16 protein-coding genes are annotated in these 19,974 nt (G+C 68.1%); 6 read left to right on the forward strand and 10 right to left on the reverse strand.

The annotated features are described in order from the left end of the window. Window positions 1–3: 3 nt before the first annotated feature. Window positions 4–438, reverse strand: a complete 435-nt coding sequence (locus ACIBJG_RS01370; RefSeq protein ID WP_399302695.1) for a MarR family winged helix-turn-helix transcriptional regulator — start codon at window positions 436–438, stop codon at window positions 4–6. Here ACIBJG_RS01370 and ACIBJG_RS01375 point away from each other — a divergent pair. Together ACIBJG_RS01375 and ACIBJG_RS01380 are read left to right on the forward strand one after the other, a co-directional pair. Then, window positions 437–1,462, forward strand: coding sequence for an alpha/beta hydrolase (locus ACIBJG_RS01375; RefSeq protein ID WP_399302697.1), 1,026 nt, complete (start codon window positions 437–439; stop codon window positions 1,460–1,462). The two genes, ACIBJG_RS01370 and ACIBJG_RS01375, sit on opposite strands and share 2 nt — an antisense overlap. A gap of 412 nt (window positions 1,463–1,874) precedes the next feature. After that, window positions 1,875–2,045: a hypothetical protein gene (locus ACIBJG_RS01380; protein WP_399302699.1), complete on the forward strand. Its 171-nt coding sequence runs from the start codon at window positions 1,875–1,877 to the stop codon at window positions 2,043–2,045. 80 nt (window positions 2,046–2,125) lie between these two features. Here ACIBJG_RS01380 and ACIBJG_RS01385 read toward each other — a convergent pair whose 3' ends face one another. After that, window positions 2,126–3,016 carry an alpha/beta fold hydrolase gene (locus tag ACIBJG_RS01385; RefSeq protein WP_399302701.1) on the reverse strand — a complete coding sequence of 297 codons (891 nt, stop codon included), beginning with the start codon at window positions 3,014–3,016 and terminating at the stop codon, window positions 2,126–2,128. Between the two features lie 83 nt (window positions 3,017–3,099). Here ACIBJG_RS01385 and ACIBJG_RS01390 point away from each other — a divergent pair, with 83 nt between their 5' ends. Next, entirely contained in the window at window positions 3,100–3,573 is a 474-nt protein-coding gene (locus ACIBJG_RS01390) for a MarR family winged helix-turn-helix transcriptional regulator (protein WP_399302703.1), read from the forward strand. 916 nt (window positions 3,574–4,489) lie between these two features. On the opposite strand, the gene ACIBJG_RS01395 is transcribed toward ACIBJG_RS01390, so the two are convergent. Then, window positions 4,490–6,019 carry a helix-turn-helix domain-containing protein gene (locus tag ACIBJG_RS01395; protein ID WP_399302705.1) on the reverse strand — a complete coding sequence of 510 codons (1,530 nt, stop codon included), beginning with the start codon at window positions 6,017–6,019 and terminating at the stop codon, window positions 4,490–4,492. A 265-nt stretch (window positions 6,020–6,284) separates the two neighbouring features. On the opposite strand from ACIBJG_RS01395, the gene ACIBJG_RS01400 reads away from it, so the two are divergent. Continuing rightward, window positions 6,285–6,935: an MOSC domain-containing protein gene (locus ACIBJG_RS01400; protein WP_399302707.1), complete on the forward strand. Its 651-nt coding sequence runs from the start codon at window positions 6,285–6,287 to the stop codon at window positions 6,933–6,935. 87 nt (window positions 6,936–7,022) lie between these two features. Here the strand turns inward: ACIBJG_RS01400 and ACIBJG_RS01405 are convergent, their stop codons facing one another. After that, on the reverse strand, window positions 7,023–8,108 hold the full coding sequence (locus tag ACIBJG_RS01405; protein WP_399302709.1) for a DUF5937 family protein: 1,086 nt from the start codon (window positions 8,106–8,108) through the stop codon (window positions 7,023–7,025). A gap of 99 nt (window positions 8,109–8,207) precedes the next feature. On the opposite strand from ACIBJG_RS01405, the gene ACIBJG_RS01410 reads away from it, so the two are divergent. Beyond that, window positions 8,208–9,467, forward strand: coding sequence for an MFS transporter (locus ACIBJG_RS01410; protein WP_399302711.1), 1,260 nt, complete (start codon window positions 8,208–8,210; stop codon window positions 9,465–9,467). 143 nt (window positions 9,468–9,610) lie between these two features. Here the strand turns inward: ACIBJG_RS01410 and ACIBJG_RS01415 are convergent, their stop codons facing one another. The 4 genes from ACIBJG_RS01415 to ACIBJG_RS01430 all read right to left on the reverse strand — a co-directional run bounded on the left by ACIBJG_RS01415 (window position 9,611) and on the right by ACIBJG_RS01430 (window position 14,855). Next, entirely contained in the window at window positions 9,611–10,420 is an 810-nt protein-coding gene (locus ACIBJG_RS01415) for a leucine-rich repeat domain-containing protein (protein WP_399302713.1), read from the reverse strand. A 747-nt stretch (window positions 10,421–11,167) separates the two neighbouring features. Beyond that, entirely contained in the window at window positions 11,168–12,220 is a 1,053-nt protein-coding gene (locus ACIBJG_RS01420; RefSeq protein WP_399302715.1) for an ATP-binding protein, read from the reverse strand. Continuing rightward, entirely contained in the window at window positions 12,217–13,746 is a 1,530-nt protein-coding gene (locus ACIBJG_RS01425; protein ID WP_399303266.1) for a Mu transposase C-terminal domain-containing protein, read from the reverse strand. Before ACIBJG_RS01425 ends, ACIBJG_RS01420 begins: the two co-directional genes overlap by 4 nt. A 356-nt stretch (window positions 13,747–14,102) precedes the next feature. Further along, on the reverse strand, window positions 14,103–14,855 hold the full coding sequence (locus ACIBJG_RS01430) for a TnsA-like heteromeric transposase endonuclease subunit (RefSeq protein ID WP_399302717.1): 753 nt from the start codon (window positions 14,853–14,855) through the stop codon (window positions 14,103–14,105). Between the two features lie 318 nt (window positions 14,856–15,173). On the opposite strand from ACIBJG_RS01430, the gene acnA reads away from it, so the two are divergent. Next, the gene (acnA, locus tag ACIBJG_RS01435) at window positions 15,174–17,888 is read left to right on the forward strand and encodes an aconitate hydratase AcnA (RefSeq protein ID WP_399302719.1); all 2,715 of its coding nucleotides are present in this window, start codon (window positions 15,174–15,176) and stop codon (window positions 17,886–17,888) included. Window positions 17,889–17,971: 83 nt separating this feature from the next. Here acnA and ACIBJG_RS01440 read toward each other — a convergent pair whose 3' ends face one another. Together ACIBJG_RS01440 and ACIBJG_RS01445 are read right to left on the reverse strand one after the other, a co-directional pair. After that, window positions 17,972–18,892: an FG-GAP repeat domain-containing protein gene (locus ACIBJG_RS01440; protein WP_399302721.1), complete on the reverse strand. Its 921-nt coding sequence runs from the start codon at window positions 18,890–18,892 to the stop codon at window positions 17,972–17,974. A gap of 114 nt (window positions 18,893–19,006) precedes the next feature. Then, complete coding sequence (locus tag ACIBJG_RS01445; RefSeq protein WP_399302723.1) at window positions 19,007–19,858, reverse strand: FG-GAP repeat domain-containing protein; 852 nt, start codon at window positions 19,856–19,858, stop codon at window positions 19,007–19,009. Window positions 19,859–19,974 lie beyond the last annotated feature (116 nt).

Below are 19,974 nucleotides of genomic sequence, written 5' to 3' on the forward strand. Positions count from 1 at the left end.
GAATCACTCGCGCATACGGACTGACGCTGGCGAGGCGAGCATCGCTTTGAGGATGCGTTGCAGTTCAACGCGATCCTGGGGAGCGACCCTCGCCAACCTGCGGTCGTACTCCGCCGCGAGGGCTGCAAGTGCTCGATCGCGTGCTTGCGTGCCCGCAGCGGTCAGTACGAGTCGATGACGCCGCAAGTCCGCCTCGTCGATCTCGCGGCGGATAAAGCCCTTGGCGACGAGGTTGCGAACGTAGACCGTCACGCTCGCCTTGGGCAGCAGCAGCGCAGCCGCGATCTCGGCCGGGTACGGCGATGCCTCGACCTCGGCCAGGACGAAGAACTCCTTCGTCTCCAACTCGAGCTCGGCCAGCTCCCGCGTGCAGGCATCCATCACTACGCCCAGCAGCCGCTGGTTCAGCGTCCACAGCTGCGCCCCGTCGACTGACATGCGAGCCCCCGTCCCGAGGTGGTACCGTTTCGTATTAGTTTCATATTGTACCAGTTGCTGTTTTGTGCTGGATTCCTATGGAACAACGACCTCACGAAGGAAGCCACACATGCTTCAGCACCTCACGATCCCGCGCGGTCCCATCGAACTCGCCGCCGACCTCCATCTGCCGGACAAGGCCGACAGCAGCGCACCGCTGCGCGCCGTGGTGCTCTCTACCCCAGGTAGCAGCGTGAAGGGGCAGATCGGCGCCAACTACGCCTCCCGTCTCGCCGCCCGCGGAATCGCGGCGCTCGTCTTCGACCCCGCCCATCAGGGTCAGAGCGGAGGCGAGCCCCGCGACCTCGAAGACCCCTACCTCCGAGGCGAGGACATCTCCTACGCCATCGACGTGCTCACGACGACCCCCGGCATGGACCCGCATCGCATCGGCGTCCTCGGTATCTGCGCCGGTGGGGGCTATGCCGTGCACACCGCCCGCACGGACCACCGCATCAAGGCGGTCGGTACGGTCGTCCCCAGCGACATAGGCACCTCGTTCCGCAGCTTCCAGCCCAACGGCCCGGCCGCCGCACTCGACGCCCTCGCGGACGCACGTATCGAAGAGGCCGGCTCCGGCAAGACGAACCGTGTGAACTGGCTGCCCGACACCCTCGATGACGCCACGACAGCGGGCCTGACCGACATCGACACCACTCAGGCCATCACCTACTACCGCACCGAGCGCGGCGGCAACGAACACTCCACAAATCGGCGCCTCTCGCGCAGCGACTCCCTTCTGCTGGGCTATGACGCGTTCCACTTGGCCGATCAGCTCATGACCCAGCCGCTACAGGTCGTCCTCGCCGGACGCATCGGCAACACCGGCTCCTACGACACCGGCATGCAGCTGTGGAAGCTGGCCCCCAACCCCGTCGACCTCCTGGTGATCGACGGCGCCGGCCACTACGAGATGTACGACGAGCCCGAATACGTCGACGCTGCCGTCGAACGACTCGCCAGCTTCTATATGAACAACCTGTAAGGCATCCGAACCGGCGAACCTATGCGGTCACAGCTAGTGACGTGAGTCGGAGATTCGCTGGCAGTAGGACGCGACTTTGTCGAGGATCCCCTGACATGGGCGGGGTGTTGGAGCCAGGCTGGCTGTATGGGCCGTGGGGATCTGACGAATGAGTCTCCCCTCGTAGCATGGAGTCCGTGACCGCAGGGGGAGTTGAGAGTCATGGCGGAGAAGCGGAGGGTGTTCAAGCCGGAGTTTCGTGAGGGGCTGCACGGATTGTGACGGAGACCGGGAAGCTGATCCCTGAGGGCGCGCAGAACCCAGGTGCGAGACAACGCTGACGAGCCGGGTCTCGCGGGCCAAGCGGGCCGGCAACGGCCGGAGCGAGAGCGAGGCCGAGGAGCTCGCCCGGCTGCGGGCCGAAGATGCGCAGTTGAAGAAGGACAACAAGGAACTCGGCATGGAGCGCGATGTCCTCGAACGCTGCATGGTCCTGTGGGTGAAGCAGCTGCCGCGGACCCGGACGGCGTGGCAGGGGTCATCAGCGGCCAGAGGGCCGAGCACCGCGTTCCACATGCCGTGGCCTGTCGTGCACTGGGCGTGAGCGAGTCATGGTTCTACAAGTGGCGGAACCGCAAGCCCGCCACCCAGTTGCGTACCGTCACGGCAAGGGGAGGCGCGGTCCTACTTGTTGTCGATTTGCCTGGTGAAGTTGATAAGCGTGGCCGTGAGTGCCTCGGGGGCTTCCTGTGCGACGGAATGACCCACTCCGTCAAGATGCACCGCGGTGATCTCGCCGGCGATCACTTGGCGGAAGGTGTTCTCGGTGAAGGGGTGATTGGCGCCGTCGACCGTGAGTACCGGCACTGCTATCGGGTGGGATTCGGCCAAAGCCCTGGTTGCCCCCTTGTCGGCAAAGAGTGCTTGATAGAGACCCTCTGTGCCGCGCCAGCCGTTCGGGCGCGCGTAGGCGCGGACGAATTCGTCGATGTCACCTTCCGTAATGGAACCCTCCGTCCCGTGCATCAGAGGTAGCGCCCAGCCGGCCAGGAACTCGCGTTCATGGCCCTGGAGGAGCATCCCGGGGATGCCGGGAGCGCCGAGGAAGCCGACGTGCCAGGAACCGAAGTTGTTCACGTCGGCAAGAGCTTCGAGTCCGAAACCGGCCAGGGTCGTCTCGACCCCGGTGAAGCTGATGACGTTCTCGGGGTGCAGTGCGGCGAAGCGGAAGGCCGCGCCGCCGCTGATGTCCTGGCACAGGAGGTGGACCGGGCCGGCGCCGATGTGCTCGACGAGATGGTGCAGGTCCTCTGCCGTGACCGCCTCGCCGTACTCGGTGTCGGCGTTGCTCGAGTCGCCGAACCCTCGGAGGTCGGGGGCGAAGACCCGGTGTGTCTCGGCGAGCAGCGGAATCAACTTGCGGAACGCCCACCACGTTTCCGGCCAGCCGTGCACCAGCAGGATCGGGGAGCCGGTGGTGCCGGCGGAGACGTAGTGGAGTTGCGTTCCGTTGATGTCCGCGAGGTGGTGCGTGACGCCGGGGAGGGTCGCCCCGGGGGGCGTGATGGTGGTCATGAGGAGCTCCCAAATAGGCAACTTGGTTGCTAATAATGTAGGCAACCGGGTTGCGCATGTCAAGGGGGTCGTATGCTGACGGCATGTCCAGATCAGGCGCCGACCTTGCCCTGCTCCTGCTCGCCGGCTTCCGCAATTTCGCGGACCGAGCCACCGCTGAGCTCGCCGAACTCGGGTACGAGGACGTACGGCCGGTGCATGACTTCGCTCTTCATTCGATCTTGTCCGGTGCGGACAGCGTTTCCGAACTCGCGCGCAGGATGTCGGTGACGAGGCAAGGGGCCGCGAAGACGATCGCCGTACTGGAGGAACGCAAATTCCTGAAGCGCGAACCCGACCCGGTCGACCGCCGACGAACACGACTTCACGTCACCGAGCACGGACTTGCGATGCTGCAGGAGGGCGAAGTCATCTTCAACAAGCTTCGTGAGCAGTGGGAGGAGCAGGTGGGTGCGGCGTCACTGTCTGCGCTTGAGGAGACGCTTCGAGCCTTCGTCGGGACGAGTGTGATCCGGCCTGACTCGCCGGGTTGGACCGCGCGCGACCTGGGCGTGTAGGCCCTCTCTTGGGCCTACCTGATGCGCAACGTCTCGACGGGTGTCGCTGTCGGGATCGGTGGTTGTGCACGCGCCGAGCCGCGGGGTGATCCCTCGTCCTGCGAAGGCGCAGATCCCCCATGGCTCAGAAATTCGCTCCGGAACCCCAGAGGTGCAACTCGCGGGCGAACCGCGAGCGGATTCTCGTCGTCGCCGGCAGGAGCTGGGCGGAACGCAATCGCGTCGCTCGGTGGGATCGCCCGCGCCGCGGGCGTGGTGCGGGCGCTCGCTCCACGGGTACTTCCCGGGTGTCTGCGGGTACTCGTTGAGGCGCCGGCGGACTGGGTGTACTGAGCGCGAGCGTTGTTGGCGATCCTTGCCCATCACGCCCTTGAAGCCGGGAAGGTGCGGCTGGCCGAGGAGGAGCCCGGCGAAGTGGTGGCAGCCGTCGCCTGGAGGCCCGCAGAGTCCGAACGGGTATCGGATCCCGTGCAGTTCGAGCGGCTGCTGGCCAGGGAGGTGGGACCGCAAGACAAGTTGCGGAACATCGGACGCATGGACGGCCGGGCGGCCACTGCGCACTGGCCCCGGGAACCGCACGCTGTACTGACGCTCGCACGACGGTAAGGAAGATCGGCCAAGGACATCGGGGTGGACCTGGCCCGAATGGCGCTACGGGACCTCGGTCCCCGGCATGGCCTCGTTGTTGCCGTCAGCCGGTCCGAGGGAGAAGGGCGCGAGCTCGTATGCGGCAGGTGAGGGGGCCGGCGTCACGCAGGCCAGGCAAAAGGGCAAGGAGTCCACCGCTGCGCGGTGCACGGAAGCCGTCGCTCCTGGTTCAAAGTCCCAGAGAAGTCCCAGGGACTCCGTCACACCCCGCCTCGACTCGCATTTGTGCAGGTCAAGAGGGGTGCGACGGTGCCATTTCTGCAGGCTGTCAGATGTCCCGGAAGATCTCGATCTGCGCGCCCACCGAGTTCAGCCGCTCCGCGAGCTCCTCGTAACCGCGGTTGATCACATACACGTTGCGCAGTACGGAGGTCCCCTCGGCCGCCATCATCGCGAGCAGCACCACCACCGCCGGACGCAGTGCCGGCGGGCACATCATCTCCGCCGCGCGCCACCGGGTCGGGCCCTCGACCAGCACCCGGTGCGGGTCCAGGAGCTGGAGACGGCCGCCGAGGCGGTTGAGGTCGGTGAGGTAGATCGCGCGGTTGTCGTAGACCCAGTCGTGGATGAGGGTCTGGCCGTGGGCCGAGGCGGCGATGGCCGCGAAGAACGGCACGTTGTCGATGTTGAGGCCCGGGAACGGCATCGGGTGGATCTTGTCGATGGGCGCCTCCAGTTTGGAGGGCCGGACCGTCAGGTCGACCAGGCGGGTGCGCCCGTTGTCGGCGGCGTACTCCGCCGTGCGGGCGCAGTCGACGCCCATCTCCTCCAGGACCGCGAGCTCGATCTCCAGGAACTCGATCGGCACCCGGCGGATCGTCAGCTCCGACTCCGTCACGACGGCGGCGGCGAGCAGGCTCATCGCCTCGACCGGGTCCTCGGAGGGGGAGTAGTCGACGTCCACGTCGATGTTCGGTACACCGTGCACGGTCAGCGTCGTCGTGCCGACGCCGTCCACCCGTACGCCCAGCGTCTCCAGGAAGAAGCAGAGGTCCTGGACCATGTAGTTGGAGGACGCGTTGCGGATGACGGTGGTGCCGTCGTGCCGGGCGGCGGCCAGCAGCGCGTTCTCGGTCACGGTGTCGCCGCGCTCGGTCAGCACGATGGGGCGGCCGGGGGTGACGGCGTGGTCGACCTGGGCGTGGTAGATGCCCTCGGTCGCGGCGATCTCCAGGCCGAAGCGGCGCAGCGCGATCATGTGCGGCTCGATGGTGCGCGTGCCGAGGTCGCAGCCACCGGCGTACGGCAGCTTGAACCGGTCCATGCGGTGCAGCAGCGGACCGAGGAACATGATGATCGAACGCGTCCGGCGGGCGGCGTCCGCGTCGATCGCGTCCATGTCGAGCCGGGCAGGCGGGACGATCTCCAGATCGGTGCCGTCGTTGATCCACCGGGTGCGTACCCCGATGGAGTTCAGCACCTCCAGGAGGCGGTAGACCTCCTCGATCCTGGCCACCCGGCGCAGCACCGTACGGCCCTTGTTGAGCAGCGAGGCGCAGAGCAGCGCCACGCACGCGTTCTTGCTGGTCTTGACGTCGATGGACCCGGAGAGCCGGCGTCCGCCGACCACTCGGAGGTGCATGGGGCCGGCGTAGCCGAGCGAGACGATTTCGCTGTCGAGTGCTTCACCGATGCGGGCGATCATCTCAAGGCTGATGTTTTGGTTGCCGCGCTCGATGCGGTTCACGGCGCTCTGGCTGGTGGCGAGCGCCTCGGCGAGCTGGCTCTGTGTCCAGCCCCGGTGCTGACGGGCGTCACGGATGAGCTTGCCGATACGTACGAGGTAGTCATCTGACATAACGAAAGGCTATCTCAGATATGAGATGAGACTGATGCCGGGGTGCGGTGTTCGAGTGACGGCTGAGTGCAGAGCCGCAGCAGGAGGGTGCGGCTCGACCGGGAGGCGCTGTCCACCTCCAAGGTCCGCCCGCAGCATCGGTTCGGCACGCGGGGCGCGTCCATCGGCACCGGCGGGACGCCGTGAGGGCTCGACTGCGTCGCTTCTCGGTACGGCCCCCGAAACCCTGTCGCCCGAGCGCGCCGCGGATCGTATCGTCCCCGGCATGAAGGTGCTCTCCGTCAATATCGGCCGCCCCCGCCCCAACCCCTGGAAGGGGCTGGGCGCGACCGGGATCGACAAGCGCCCCGCCGTCGGACCGGTCGCCGTTGCCGACCCCGGCCCCAAGGGCACCGGTGCGGTCGGCCTCGCCGGTGACCGGTGCTACGACGTGCGGCATCACGGCGGCCGCGACCAGGCCGTCTATGCCTACGCCCGCGAGGATCTCGACGGCTGGGAGCCCGAGCTGGGCGGGCCGCTCGCGCACGGAGCCTTCGGGGAGAACCTCACGACCCACGGGCTGGACGTCAACGGCGCCCTGATCGGCGAGCGTTGGCGGATCGGGCCCGATGTGGTCCTGGAGGTGTCGTGCCCGCGGATCCCGTGTGCGACGTTCCAGGGATGGCTGCAACGCGACGGCTGGCTCGAACGGTTCACGCAGGCCGCCCGGCCCGGCGCGTACCTGCGGGTGATCGAGCCCGGCGACATCCGGTCCGCCGATCCGGTCGAGATCGTGCATCGCCCTGATCACGACGTGACCGTCGCGCTCGCCTTCCGGGCCATGACCCTCGATGTCGAGCTGCTGCCGCGACTGCTGGCCGCCGACGCGCTGCCCGACGAGAGCAAGGAGCTGGTCCGTCGGCGGACCTCCGCATAGGCACCCCCGCCGCCGCCGTGGCCGGGAACGGCCGTCCGGAGTGACCGGGGTTCGGCCGCGCTCCCGGTGTCAGCAGACCGAAGCCACTCAGCGCAGTACGGCTGCCAGCAGGTCGGTGCCCAGTGCCGTCAGATCGGGCAGATCGAGGGTGTATCGGACGTAGCGGCCCTGCCGCCGGGCCGTGAGCAGGCCCGCGCGGCGCAGGACAGCGAGGTGACGGGACACCTCCGGGGGTGAAAGTCCCCAGGCATGGGCCAGTTCACCGGTGGTGTGCGAACCTCGGGCCAGGGTGCGCAGCAGCCGCAGCCGCACCGGATGTGCGAGTGCCTCCAGCCGTAGCGTGACCGTTTCCAGCGATACCGGCTGCGGTGGAGTCGCCTCGGCCACGGGGTACTGCACCACCGGCTGCCACCCGGGCGCGTGGACCATCACCAGGTGCGGGTGGCCGAAGACGCTGGGGAGAAAGGTGACCCCGGTACCGCGGGCGGCGATCGCATGGTCCTGGAGCTTGTCCACGATGATGCGGTTGCCGTCCGGCGCCAGGGTGACGGCGCCGGAGACCGATGCGAGTGCCGCCGCGGCGCCCTGGCGCTTCAGTAGATCGTTCTTCAGGCGCAGGTCGGTGGCGAGTTGCACGGCGACACCCGTCCAGGCGGCGTCGAAGAAGGCCTCGCCGCACTGTTCGAGGGTGTGACGCACCCGCGCCCGTACGGCGGCCGGGTCCGCGAGCAGCCGTTCCGCAAAGGCCTCTTGGAGCGTGCCGCGGGCCTGGGCCAGGTCGAGGGCACGCTCGCGCGCCGTCGAGTCGGCGAGCGGCGAGGGGGACGCGAAGTGGACCCGGTTGCTGCCGCACGTGGTGGTGAGCGCGGCGGCCACATAGGTTTCGTCGTCGATCCGGTCCACATCGTCCAACTCCTCGGCGAGGGTCTGCCGGGGACGAGCGGGGACCAGGAAGTCGGCTCGTGAGGAACGCCAGAGGAACTCCGCCTCCCTGAGCCGCTCGGCCAGCTCCGGCCGCAGCCCGGCCCAGACGCCCCCGGCCCAGTCGGCGAGCTGCGGGTGGTGCGCGGGTTCGGCCAGCACGTGCAGCATCGCGGTCAGCTCGGCCAGCGGAGAGGCGGCGAACCGCAGTCGCCCGGACGGCGGGCCGCCGATGTCGATCCTCAACGTCATCCCCTCATCATCGTCGGTCGGACGGCCGACGACCGCGTCGGTTGACGGTGTCCGTCAACCGACGCGGTCGGCCCGGCGGCCGAACGCACCGTTGACGCCATGGCAACCACCACCAAGCTCCGGCCACGCGCCCTCGTCCGTGCCTCCGGAGGCCCCCGCTACGCCGTCGCGCTGGCCGTGGACGCGCTCGGCACCGGCCTGCTGCGGCCCTTTCTGCTGCTCTACGGGGTGACGGTGCTGAGGCTGTCCGCGCCGGCCACCGGCATGGCCATGACGGTCGGCGCCGTCGTGGGTCTGGTGTGCATGCCGGCTGTCGGGCGATGGCTGGACCGGGGCCCGCGGAGCACGGTCGTGGCGGCGTCGATGCTGGTGCGGGTGCTGGGCGTCGCGCTGCTGCTGGCCGCCCCGGCGGGACACATCCGGCTGTTCGCGACGGCGGCGCTCTTCCTCGGCATCGGCAACCAGGCATGGCCGGCCGCCCATGCCGCCCTCGTGGCCACGGTCGCCCATGGCCGCGAACGCGACGCCGCTCTCGCGGCAGGCCGCGCCCTGCGCAACGCCGGCCTGGGCGCGGGCGCCCTCATCGCCACCGCATGCCTGGCGGGCGGCACCGCCGCGTTGCAGGCGCTGGCAGCCGTCACCGGGTTCGCCTACCTCGCCGCGGCGGCCCTGGCGTGGTCGGTCCACGTGCACGCTCGTCCGGCCGCTGCCGCGGCCGAGGGCAGGGACGACGAGCCCGTACCCCGGATGCGCGCGCTCCTGGCCGCCAATGTGATCTACGTCTTCTGCCTCAACGTCCCCGAAATCGCGCTACCCCTGGTCCTGGTGACGCAGATGCACGCCTCCCCGGTGTGGTCGGGGGCCATCTTGGTGGCCAACACGGTGCTGGTGGTCACCCTGCAGGTTCCGGTCACCGTCCTGATGTCCCGCTTCCCCCGCCGGTCCGTGCCGGTCATCGCCGGCCTGCTGCTCACCGCGTCCTACCTCGGCTTCCTCGCGGCCACCTCCCTGGGGCACGGCTGGGGTGCCCCGGCCGTCGCCGCGGTGTCCGTGGTCTGCACCCTCGGCGAGATCGTCTACGCGGGCAGCGCCACGGCACTCGTCACCGCCCTCGCCCCGGCGCATGTCCTGGGACGCGCCCTCGCCCGCTTCCAGCTCTCCACGGGCTTCGGCCTCGCGGTCTCCCCGGTGGTCATCACCGCTCTGGCACCCCACGGCCCGGCCGCCCTCTGGGGCAGCCTCGCCACCGCGACGCTCTTCTCCACCGGAGCCGTCGCCGCCGAGCGGGATCAAGGAACGCGGCTCAGCGGTTGCGGACCTCGGTCCGGGCGCCCCTCGCCGACCGGGTCCGCTGAGTGAACGACTCGATCGGGTGAGAGCGGCCAGGCACTGTCCTTCGACACTGAAGTTAGTCGCCTGGGTCGCGCTGACCTGCCACGACTAAGTTGGTTGGCAAACGATCACGTGAGATCGATCGCGGCGTTGGTGGTCACGTCGGCTAATCAGTCCCAGTCGGACGCCGGCTGATCGACTCGGCCGCCTGTGTGTGGTGTGGGGATGTAGCGCTTCGCACCGTCAGGGAGGTCGGCGACACACGCCGACGAGCAGGCGCTGCCCAGCAGAGGAAGCACGTCGGTGGCCACGCGTAGCGAGATCCACACCTGGTGGAATCCGCTCTGGGCGATCAGACGGTTGCAGACACTGCAGCGATGGATGGCGGTGCTGCCCCATCGCCGGGGATCCAGGTTCTCCAGATCGAGGTCCACGACGGAGTCCTGGGCAGGCTGAAGCCTTGGGAAGGGTGGCCGCAGCTTCTCGTTGCCGAACAACGCGCGCGTGCTCACTGTGCTGCGGGTCAGCTTCTGGCATCGGGTGATCTCGTAGGGGAACCAGTGAAGTCGGTATGAGGTGTATGGGGTGAACTCCTCCAGGCTGATCATGGATCCGATCTCGGGCGGGATGCGGACCAAGTTGCTGCCGTAGAGCACCAGGTGTTTGACCGCCGTCAGCCTGGCGATGCTCGGCGGCAGGGTGATGACCTGTCGCCGCTCTTCCGGGCTCAGCTCGGTGAGGGGACGGAACTCTTCGCGCCCGTCGGCGGCGGCTTCATCGACCAACTCCAGCAGGTGTTGCCAGCCCGAGGCAGAGGTGTCCTGCCGTTCGGTGTGGAATCCGACGCGGGCTCGCGGGTGCGGCCTGGACTGGTCGAAGCACGAGCACGCGTCCTGGCGGGACCCCCGCCGCTCCGGGGCTGGATCTGCTGTGTCGCCCCAGCGGTTCACGTAGAGCTTCGGTTCTTCCGTGTCCGTCATGGCACCAAGATACGGAGGTTGCTGAGGGCCGTTCCATTGACTATGTGCGCGCGAGAGACTCAGGGTCGAACGCTTGCGTGTGGAAGCTGACGCTGCTGATGGGGAATTGCGTGACGTTCCACATGCGGACGGGACCGGAAGTAGGCGTTGATTGAGGAGTAGGACACTGAGACGTCGTGGTCGTCCATCAGCCGGTTCCAGATCTCTCGGAGATCGAGGCGTTGGGCGAGCATGGCGTCAATCAGGGTTCGTGTTGAGTCGTTGATCGCGGGGGCGGGCCGTCTGGATGGCTGCCGCGTCTTGGGAACTTTCCTGGACCTGTAGGTGCTCGGCGCGGGCATTTCCAGGATGGTGCGGATGGTCCGGGAGGGCAGTTGGTGGCGTCTGGACAGGTCACGGATGGTCGCGGTCCCGGACTGGGCAGTCTCGTGGATGCGGAGGGCAAGGTCCGGGTGGTCGGCCAAGGGGACAGCGCTGGGGTAGCGGACGTTCGGCTTGGTGCGTCGTCGTGGCGATGCGACGTCGGCCAGCGTTCGAGCGAGCGTCTGGGGCGGCCGGAGACTGCTGCGAGGCGGGAGAGACTGGGTTTGCCGAACCAGAACGGTGGGCCGCAGAGGAAACGGTGCAGGTAGCTGGGCTTGAGGTGGTTGGCGCGAGCCAGGCGCCGGATGTAGGAGTCGGTTGTCTCTCCGAGCCGTGGCGGAACCTGGATGGGAAGCAGGGCAGGGCGGTCAGTTGGCATGCAGGTCACCGTCGGGCCGTCATCTTGGACGGAGGCGTCGTCGCGGTCTCCGCGGCGTGGTCCAGGGGGATCGCGTCGATCGCTTCTTTTGTCACACGCTCGGTGCCGTTGAGGATTGCGTCGATCGCGGCGCCGCGGATCGCGTGAGACAACGCTCCGATCATGCCGTCGGCCCGGTTGTGGAGGTAGCGGTCCAGTTTGACCAGGCTTCCCGGCGGGTGTTTGTGCAGGAGCAAGGTCTCTTCCAAGGTCGCGACCAGCCTCTTCCATTCGTCTCCATAAGGAAAAGGCCGGGTGGGAACGAGGGTGAAGCGGCCCGCGATCTGGGCGCCCCGCGTGCCGACCAGCAGTTCGCTGGTCTCCAGGCCGATGCCGGCGTAAACGAACGTTGCGGGGATGCGCTCCGAGAAGTACTTCAGAGTGTCGGAGACCTCGCCGCCGGCCCGCGTGACCTGCGAGACATTGTGGATTTCGTCGACGAGCACGAGGCCGGTGCGAGTGTCGGTGCAGACGCCGACCACTGCCTCGATGATGTCCGTCATGTTCGAGCGGCCTCGGACGGGAAGGCCGAGGAAGCGGGCGAACTCAGCGGCGACCATGCGGGCGGTGGCCGCAGGCGGGACGGTGATGTAGAGAACCGGGATGCGGTCGGCGATGTTCGGGTGCCGGGCCCGGTCGAGGAGTTCGTGGGACCGTCCGAGCTGGGTGATGGCGCTGGTCTTGCCCGTGCCGGGAAGCCCGGAGACCATCAGGCCGCGGCGGGCACTGATCGCGTGCCGGTTGAGTAGGACCAACCTGCGACCACAGATCACCGTCTTCTCGACGAACGAGGTGGCGACCGTGAGCATGCGGGCGTGATGGCCGAGCCGATCGTCGTCGTAAAGGTCCCGGCCGGTGGGAGAGAGCTGCTTCAGGTCGCCGGGAGACAAGAGGACCGGGGGCGCGGGGGATCTGTCGATGAACCTCCGCCATCCGTCCAACGTGGTGAGCTGCCGGTTGGCATCGGCGTCGACCTCCAGCAACGCGGTGTGTCGGGCCGCTAGTTCAGGGGTGGTCACGAACGCCTCCAGGGATTGGCGAGCGGGTCGAACAAGCCCAGCGGGATGACCTTGGCCAGGCCGGAGTCCGTATGGCCCTCCGGCGTCGCCTCGGTGACCGGCGGGTCAGGATTCGACCGGTCGGTCGTGGTGGCCCGAGTGCGGGCAGCGACGCGGCGGTCTCGCCGGGAGGTCCTGGCCGGACGGGCGTTCTCCTCTGCGGGGCCGTCGTGGGCTCGCTGCAGAAGGGCAGCGGCAGCATCGGCGATCTGTTCCTCGCTCCCGCCGGATACCTGTTCACGGGCGTGGTCCCAGGCCATCTCGCCGAACGGGACGCCGACGCGGTGCAGGTGCTTCCAGAACACCGTGATCCACCGGGCCGGCTCGCTGCGGCGGTCGCGTACCCAGATGCGGGAGACGTCGTAGGGGTCGTAGTGGATCTCCCATAGCCCCTTCTTCGCCGCCACCCCGGAGTGCTGGCGGCGCATGGGGGTCAACTCGCGGGCGTCATAGGTGCGGTGGTTGATCCGGATGCCGTAGGCGTTGATCGCCTGCCACCGTTCGGGCAGCAACTCGATGTAGTCCTCGCCGCTGAGCGGGGCCGGAACATAGCCGCACGACTCCAGCAGCGTCGAGTACTTCTCGTTTGGCGAGAAGGCCCGTTTCGGAGAGTCCGGATCCCGCAATGCATCGTGCGGACGGTTCTGCCAGACGGCAACAGTCCACTCCTCCAGCAGGCCCTGCAACTCGGGCAAGGACCACAGCGGCCCGTTCTCAAGGCCCCGGCCCCGGCGGTCCACCGACCGGCCGGTGTAGCCCGCGACGAACTGCGCGAACAGCGTCGCCACCGACCCCAGCGTCTTCTCGATCGCACCCTTCTCGAAGGGCGACGCCTTGTGAGTCGGCTGAAGACTGATGCCCAGGTAGCGGCAAGAGGCACGGAAGTTGTTCGAGATGAAGACCTTCCCGTGGTCGCAGACGATCGTGTCCGGCACGATCACCGGCCTAGCAGCCGCGTGCTCCAGCCTTTCGTCCAAAGCCAGCAGCCGCCGGTGCGGCATCGCCGACCTCGACATCCGAAGGGCCTCCGACCAGCCAGGACGCATCGCCTCCGGGGTGATACTCCGGGCCAGAAGAGCAGAAGCGTCGGCAGCCTTCGTCGTCGGCCGCAGCACCACAGCGGCCAGCGACCTGGTCGCCAGGTCGATCATGGCCGTCAACTCGACCTTCTCGGCAATACCGTCGTCCAGCCGCACCAGGACATCCAGCGGAGTGGAGTCGATCTGCATCCACTCGCCCGGCGCGCAGGCGGGCACCTCCCCGAACGGACCGGCCGGACGCGCGTTCACCGAACGGCGCGTGGTCGCCGAGCCCGTCGCGTGAGTGCCGGTCGCTAACCTGTCGAACAGCCGATAGAGCGTGCGCTCGGACGGCACCTCGACACCTTCCGCGTCCTCGCGTGCGTCCAGGATCTGTGTCGCCCGCCAGACCACGAAGCCGATCGTCTTCGATGACGCCTCGGCGGTCTCCTCGATCGCCTCCCGCATCGCCTCGACCACCGCCGGGTCGACCCGGCCAAACGACGGCATCTGTTTGGCCGAACGGCCATCGGCCAGTCCTACCAGCCCGTCGCGCTGGTAACGCTGGCGCCGCTGCTTGACGCCGCTGGCCGTCATCACGTGCCCGGCCGCCGTCAGCTCGACAGCCTTGGCCCGCTCCCGCTGAGCCAGCGAGCTCCGCTCCGGATCGAACTCCGGCCGTGGAACCGTCCCCGCAGGAGCATCCGGCGGCAAGCCGTCCAGAACCTCCAGAATGTGCCTCTCCCACCAGCGAGCCTGTTCAGCAGCGCTCTCCGGGAATTCCGCGATCCTGCCCGTCGGAGGCACCCGTCGCCCCTTCCCCGTCACCGTCCACCTCCGTCCGCCAGGCGCACGATGGTGGACGGCCCCAGCAACTCGACCGACAGTCCATCGGCGGCCGCTTCCTGGAGCCAGAGGAGGTGGAACAAGGCAGGCAGCGTCGCAAGCCGGTCGCCGGCAGCATCGGCCCCGACCATCAGAGGGATCGGAGCCGAGAGCATTGCCCGGAGCCGGTCTGCGACCGGTCCATGCAGGCACCGCGGGTGCCGGTAGCGCGACAGCCACCGAACATTCGCCAGAAGCACCGCATCCGGCACCCCGACCCGCTCGAAGCCCCATCCCGCCTGGCCGCAGGCCAGGCGGGTGACCTCGAACGCCTCCGCGTCCTTCGGCTCGATCCGTTCATCGGCGCGGACGTCGACGATCACCGCCGAGCCGTCCGTGCGGCGTACGAAGTAGTCCGGAGCGTGCCGACGCTCCCGCTTGCCGTCGTGCCAGTGCAGCCAGAACGGTTGCGAGGCGATCCCCTTCACCTCGGGATCGAAGTCCATCAGCAAAAGCCGGTCCCGCTCCAGCCACGATTCGAAACCGACGTGCTGCCCGGTCGTTGCCGCCCAGTACCAGCCAGAGAAGTGACGCTCACCGCGCGACCAGCGAAACGGTCGCACGGCAGCCACGTCCTCGAACCGGGCCGTCACACAGTCCAGCAGCGGACGCCGCCGACGCTCGCATACAGCATCCACGTACGACAGCTCGACGTACGGCTCCGCGAGATTCACCCCGACCGGTACGACCACCCAGCACCCCCAGCACGTCACCTCGTACGACTAGGTTCGCTGGCAAGGAAGGCGAAACGACTGGGTTCACTGTCAAACGCCTCGATTGGATGACAGCGGTCAGGCACGCCCTGACATGACCCTTCCCCGGCCATGTACTAGAGTTATCTCGACATCGAGATATATGCCGAAGGCGCACAGCGGACCGCCGCACAGTAAGGGTTACCTAACTAATCCTTACCTTAGTGGATGGCCGGGTCGCCGAAGGCGGCACCACGCGGCGCCCGCCGAAGTGAGGCGCGGCGCGGGGTTACGCGCACATTGATGAAGGAGACTGTCGTGTCGGCGAACAGCTTCGACGCCCGCAGCACGCTGCGCGTGGGCGACGAGTCGTACGAGATCTTCAAGCTGGACAAGGTCGAGGGCTCCGCGCGCCTCCCTTACAGCCTGAAGGTGCTGCTGGAGAACCTGCTCCGCACGGAGGACGGCGCGAACATCACCGCCGACCACATCCGGGCGCTCGGCGGCTGGGACTCCCAGGCCCAGCCCAGTCAGGAGATCCAGTTCACGCCGGCTCGCGTGATCATGCAGGACTTCACCGGTGTGCCGTGTGTCGTGGACCTCGCCACCATGCGTGAGGCCGTCAAGGAGCTCGGCGGCGACGCCACGAAGATCAACCCGCTGGCCCCGGCCGAGCTGGTCATCGACCACTCCGTCATCGCCGACAAGTTCGGCACCAACGACGCGTTCGCGCAGAACGTCGAGCTGGAGTACGGCCGGAACAAGGAGCGCTACCAGTTCCTGCGCTGGGGCCAGACCGCCTTCGACGAGTTCAAGGTCGTCCCCCCGGGCACCGGCATCGTCCACCAGGTGAACATCGAGCACCTGGCCCGTACGGTCATGGTCCGCGGTGGCCAGGCGTACCCCGACACCCTGGTCGGCACCGACTCGCACACCACCATGGTCAACGGCCTGGGCGTGCTGGGCTGGGGCGTCGGCGGCATCGAGGCCGAGGCCGCGATGCTCGGCCAGCCGGTCTCCATGCTCATCCCGCGCGTCGTCGGCTTCAAGCTGACCGGTGAGCTTCCGGCCGGCACCACCGCCACCGACCTCGTGCTGACCATCACCGAGATGCTCCGCAAGCACGGCGTCGTCGGCAAGTTCGTCGAGTTCTACGGTGAGGGCGTCGCCGCCACCTCCCTCGCGAACCGCGCCACCATCGGCAACATGTCGCCGGAGTTCGGCTCCACCGCCGCGATCTTCCCGATCGACGACGAGACGCTGAAGTACCTGCGTCTGACCGGTCGCGACGCCCAGCAGGTCGCGCTCGTCGAGGCGTACGCCAAGGAGCAGGGCCTCTGGCTCGACCCGGCCGCCGAGCCCGACTTCTCCGAGAAGCTGGAGCTCGACCTCTCCACGGTCGTCCCCTCCATCGCCGGCCCGAAGCGCCCGCAGGACCGCATTATCCTGGCGAACGCCAAGGCGCAGTTCGCCCAGGACGTACGCAACTACGTCTCGGACGACGAGGAGGCGGGCAAGGAGTCCTTCCCGGCCTCCGACTCGCCGGCCACCCACAACGGCGTCCCGTCGAACCCGGTCACCGTGACCGCGCCCGACGGCACCACGTACGAGCTGGACCACGGCGCCGTCACCGTCGCCGCGATCACCTCCTGCACCAACACCTCGAACCCCTACGTCATGGTCGCCGCGGCGCTCGTGGCGAAGAAGGCTGTGGAGAAGGGCCTGACCCGCAAGCCGTGGGTCAAGACCACTCTCGCCCCGGGCTCGAAGGTCGTCACCGACTACTTCGACAAGGCGGGACTGACCCCGTACCTCGACAAGGTCGGCTTCAACCTCGTCGGCTACGGCTGCACCACCTGCATCGGCAACTCCGGCCCGCTGCCGGAAGAGGTCTCCAAGGCGGTCAACGACCACGACCTGGCCGTCACCTCGGTGCTCTCCGGCAACCGCAACTTCGAGGGCCGGATCAACCCCGACGTCAAGATGAACTACCTGGCGTCGCCGCCGCTGGTCGTCGCGTACGCCCTGGCCGGTTCGATGAAGGTCGACATCACGAAGGACGCCCTCGGCGTCGACCAGGACGGCAAGCCCGTCTTCCTCGCCGACATCTGGCCGTCCGAGGCCGAGGTGAACGACGTCGTCGCCAACTCCATCGGCGAGGACATGTTCAACAAGTCCTACCAGGACGTCTTCGCGGGCGACGCCCAGTGGCAGGCGCTCTCGATCCCGACCGGCAACACCTTCGAGTGGGACTCCGAGTCCACCTACGTGCGCAAGCCCCCGTACTTCGAGGGCATGACGATGGAGACGACCCCGGTCGAGGACATCACCGGCGCCCGGGTGCTCGCCAAGCTGGGCGACTCGGTCACCACCGACCACATCTCCCCGGCCGGTGCGATCAAGGCCGACACCCCGGCCGGCAAGTACCTCACGGAGCACGGCATCGAGCGCCGTGACTTCAACTCCTACGGCTCGCGCCGTGGTAACCACGAGGTCATGATCCGCGGCACGTTCGCCAACATCCGCCTGCGCAACCAGATCGCGCCGGGCACCGAGGGCGGCTTCACCCGCGACTTCACCCAGGCCGACGCCCCCGTGTCGTTCATCTACGACGCCTCGCAGAACTACCAGGCCGCCGGCACCCCGCTGGTCATCCTGGCCGGCAAGGAGTACGGCTCCGGCTCGTCCCGCGACTGGGCGGCCAAGGGCACCGCGCTCCTCGGCGTCAAGGCCGTCATCGCCGAGTCCTACGAGCGCATCCACCGCTCGAACCTCATCGGCATGGGCGTCCTGCCGCTCCAGTTCCCGGAGGGCCACACCGCCGAGAGCCTCGGCCTGACCGGCGAGGAGTCCTTCTCCTTCACCGGCGTGACCGAGCTGAACGACGGCACCACCCCGCGCACGGTCAAGGTCACCACCGACACCGGTGTGGAGTTCGACGGCGTCGTCCGCATCGACACCCCCGGTGAGGCGGACTACTACCGCAACGGCGGCATCCTGCAGTACGTGCTCCGCAGCCTGATCCGCAAGTAGGGATCAGCGGCAGTACGGCGAGAGGGCCGCACCCCCGGCGACGGGGGTGCGGCCCTCTCTCATGATGTGGGGGAACTACCGGCTCAGAAGAGGAAGCGGTAGCTGTTCCAGCCGCTCGCGCCGATCTTCACGCGACCACCGAAGGGGGTCGCGGCCTTGCCGGTGCCCTTGTACAGGTACAGCGCGCCGGTCTTGTCGCGGGCGATGAGGTCGGTCTTGCCGTCCTCGGTGATGTCACCCGTGGAGATGAGCTGGTTGTACGTGTTCCAGCCACTGCCGATCTTGGTGCGGGTGGCGAAGGGGGCCTTGTAGTTGCCGGTGCCCTTGTAGAGCCACAGGACGCCGGCCGCGTCGCGGGCGACGAGGTCGTTCTTGCCGTCGCCGCTCAGGTCGCCGTTGCCGGCGATCTGGTTGTAGATGTTCCAGCCGCTGCCGACCTTGTAGCGGCTCGTCAGCTTGCCCGTGCCGAGGCCCAGGTAGAGGTAGAGCGCGCCGCTGCTGTCGCGGCCGAGCAGGTCACCGGCGCCGGCGCCGCCGACGTTGCCGGGCGAGACGAGCTTGTTGTAGATGTTCCAGCCGGTGCCGACCTTGACCGGAGCCGTGGCGTCGAACTTCAGGTACCCGAGGTACCCGTTGGACTCGCGGTACCAGATGCCGTCGGCGTCGCCGCTGCTCTTCGGTACGTTGGCGACCTGCAGGAGGTTGGAGACACCCTGCCAGCCCGTGCCCATGAGGTCGCGGGCGGTGATGCCGCCCTTGCCGTTGGACCGGTACGCGTACGCGTCGCCGTTGGAGGTGAGACCGTACAGCGCGAAGTCGGGTGCGACAGCCGCGGCGGCGGCGGTCGTTGCGGCCGAAGGCGCCTCGGCTGCCGTACCGAGCGACGGCTGGGGGGAATCGGCGGCAACGGCGGAGGTGCCGGTGCCGACGAGTGCGGCGGTGAGCGCCGCGGCTGCCACGCGGGCGGCTATGCGTCTGTGCTTACGGCCAGAGGTTTTGGCCACGAAGTACTCCATGGATCTAGATGAAGGGTGGCCCACCCGCCCCAAGAGGGAGGGCAGGCCACGAGTTTCACCCGAATGGTGTCATGACTTCGGTTGCGAAACCTTCACTTTTGATCAGAAGAGGAGACGGTAGGTGTTCCAGCCACCCGTACCGATCAGCTCGCGGCCTCCGTACGGGGTCGCGGCCTTGCCGGTGCCCTTGTACAGGTACAGCGCACCCTTGGCGTCCCGGCCGACGAGGTCGGTCGTGCCGTCCATGTCGATGTCGCCGGGGGCGAAGACGGTGTTGTACGTGTTCCAGCCACCGCCGACCTTGGTGCGGGCGGCGAAGGGGGCCTTGTAGTCGCCGGTGCCCTTGTAGAGCCACAGGACGCCGGACTTGTCGCGGGCGACGATGTCGTTCTTGCCGTCGCCGGTCAGGTCGCCGTTGCCGGCGATCTGGTTGTACGCGTTCCAGCCGCCGCCGACCTTGTACCGCTTGGTGACGGTTCCGTCGCCGTAGCCCAGGTACAGGTAGAGGTAGCCGGCGGCATCGCGGCCCAGGAGGTCGCCGGACTCGGCGCCGCCCAGATCGCCCGCCGAGAGAAGCGTGTTGTAGATGTTCCAGCCGTGGCCGACGTTCTTGAGGCCGGAGTTGTCGTTGGCGGCGTAGTTGAGCACCCCGGCCGCGTTCGTCTGCCAGCGGCCGTCGGCGACGCTGTCGGCGTCGTTGTCCACGCGGCCGAGGAACTTGACGTCCTTCCAGCCGGTGTCGAGCGGGACACGGGCCTGCAGGCCGCCCTCACCGTTCGGCGCGTAGTAGTACGAGGCGCCCGCGCTGTCCAGGCCGGCGATGCCGTACATGGGCGCGTCGCCCGGCTCAGCGGCGAACGCGGAGGCGCCGGTGCCGACGAGGGCCGCGGCTATCGCGGCGGCAGCGAGGCTGGTGGCGGCCCTTCCGGACAGCCGGCCAGAAATATTGGCCACGTGTGTTCTCCATGGGTGGTGGGACGAGGCGTGACGCGCCGCGGGATACGGGGATACGCCACGGAATTGAGGGTGATCCTTTCACGAGTCCCTCACGTGTCCAAGGGTTTGGCGAA

This window comes from Streptomyces sp. NPDC050422, assembly GCF_044458665.1.
GTDB lineage: Bacteria > Actinomycetota > Actinomycetes > Streptomycetales > Streptomycetaceae > Streptomyces.

Bases quoted from the DNA above. Each gene is read 5' to 3' on its own strand.
- ACIBJG_RS01370 (WP_399302695.1), bottom strand. From the start codon at position 438: ATGTCAGTCGACGGGGCGCAGCTGTGGACGCTGAACCAGCGGCTGCTG.
- ACIBJG_RS01425 (WP_399303266.1), bottom strand. From the start codon at position 13,746: ATGCGGGAGGCGATCGAGGAGACCGCCGAGGCGTCATCGAAGACGATC.
- ACIBJG_RS01390 (WP_399302703.1), top strand. From the start codon at position 3,100: ATGTCCAGATCAGGCGCCGACCTTGCCCTGCTCCTGCTCGCCGGCTTC.
- ACIBJG_RS01395 (WP_399302705.1), bottom strand. From the start codon at position 6,019: ATGTCAGATGACTACCTCGTACGTATCGGCAAGCTCATCCGTGACGCC.
- ACIBJG_RS01400 (WP_399302707.1), top strand. From the start codon at position 6,285: ATGAAGGTGCTCTCCGTCAATATCGGCCGCCCCCGCCCCAACCCCTGG.
- ACIBJG_RS01385 (WP_399302701.1), bottom strand. From the start codon at position 3,016: ATGACCACCATCACGCCCCCCGGGGCGACCCTCCCCGGCGTCACGCAC.
- ACIBJG_RS01375 (WP_399302697.1), top strand. From the start codon at position 437: ATGCGAGCCCCCGTCCCGAGGTGGTACCGTTTCGTATTAGTTTCATAT.
- ACIBJG_RS01410 (WP_399302711.1), top strand. From the start codon at position 8,208: ATGGCAACCACCACCAAGCTCCGGCCACGCGCCCTCGTCCGTGCCTCC.
- ACIBJG_RS01415 (WP_399302713.1), bottom strand. From the start codon at position 10,420: ATGACGGACACGGAAGAACCGAAGCTCTACGTGAACCGCTGGGGCGAC.
- ACIBJG_RS01405 (WP_399302709.1), bottom strand. From the start codon at position 8,108: ATGACGTTGAGGATCGACATCGGCGGCCCGCCGTCCGGGCGACTGCGG.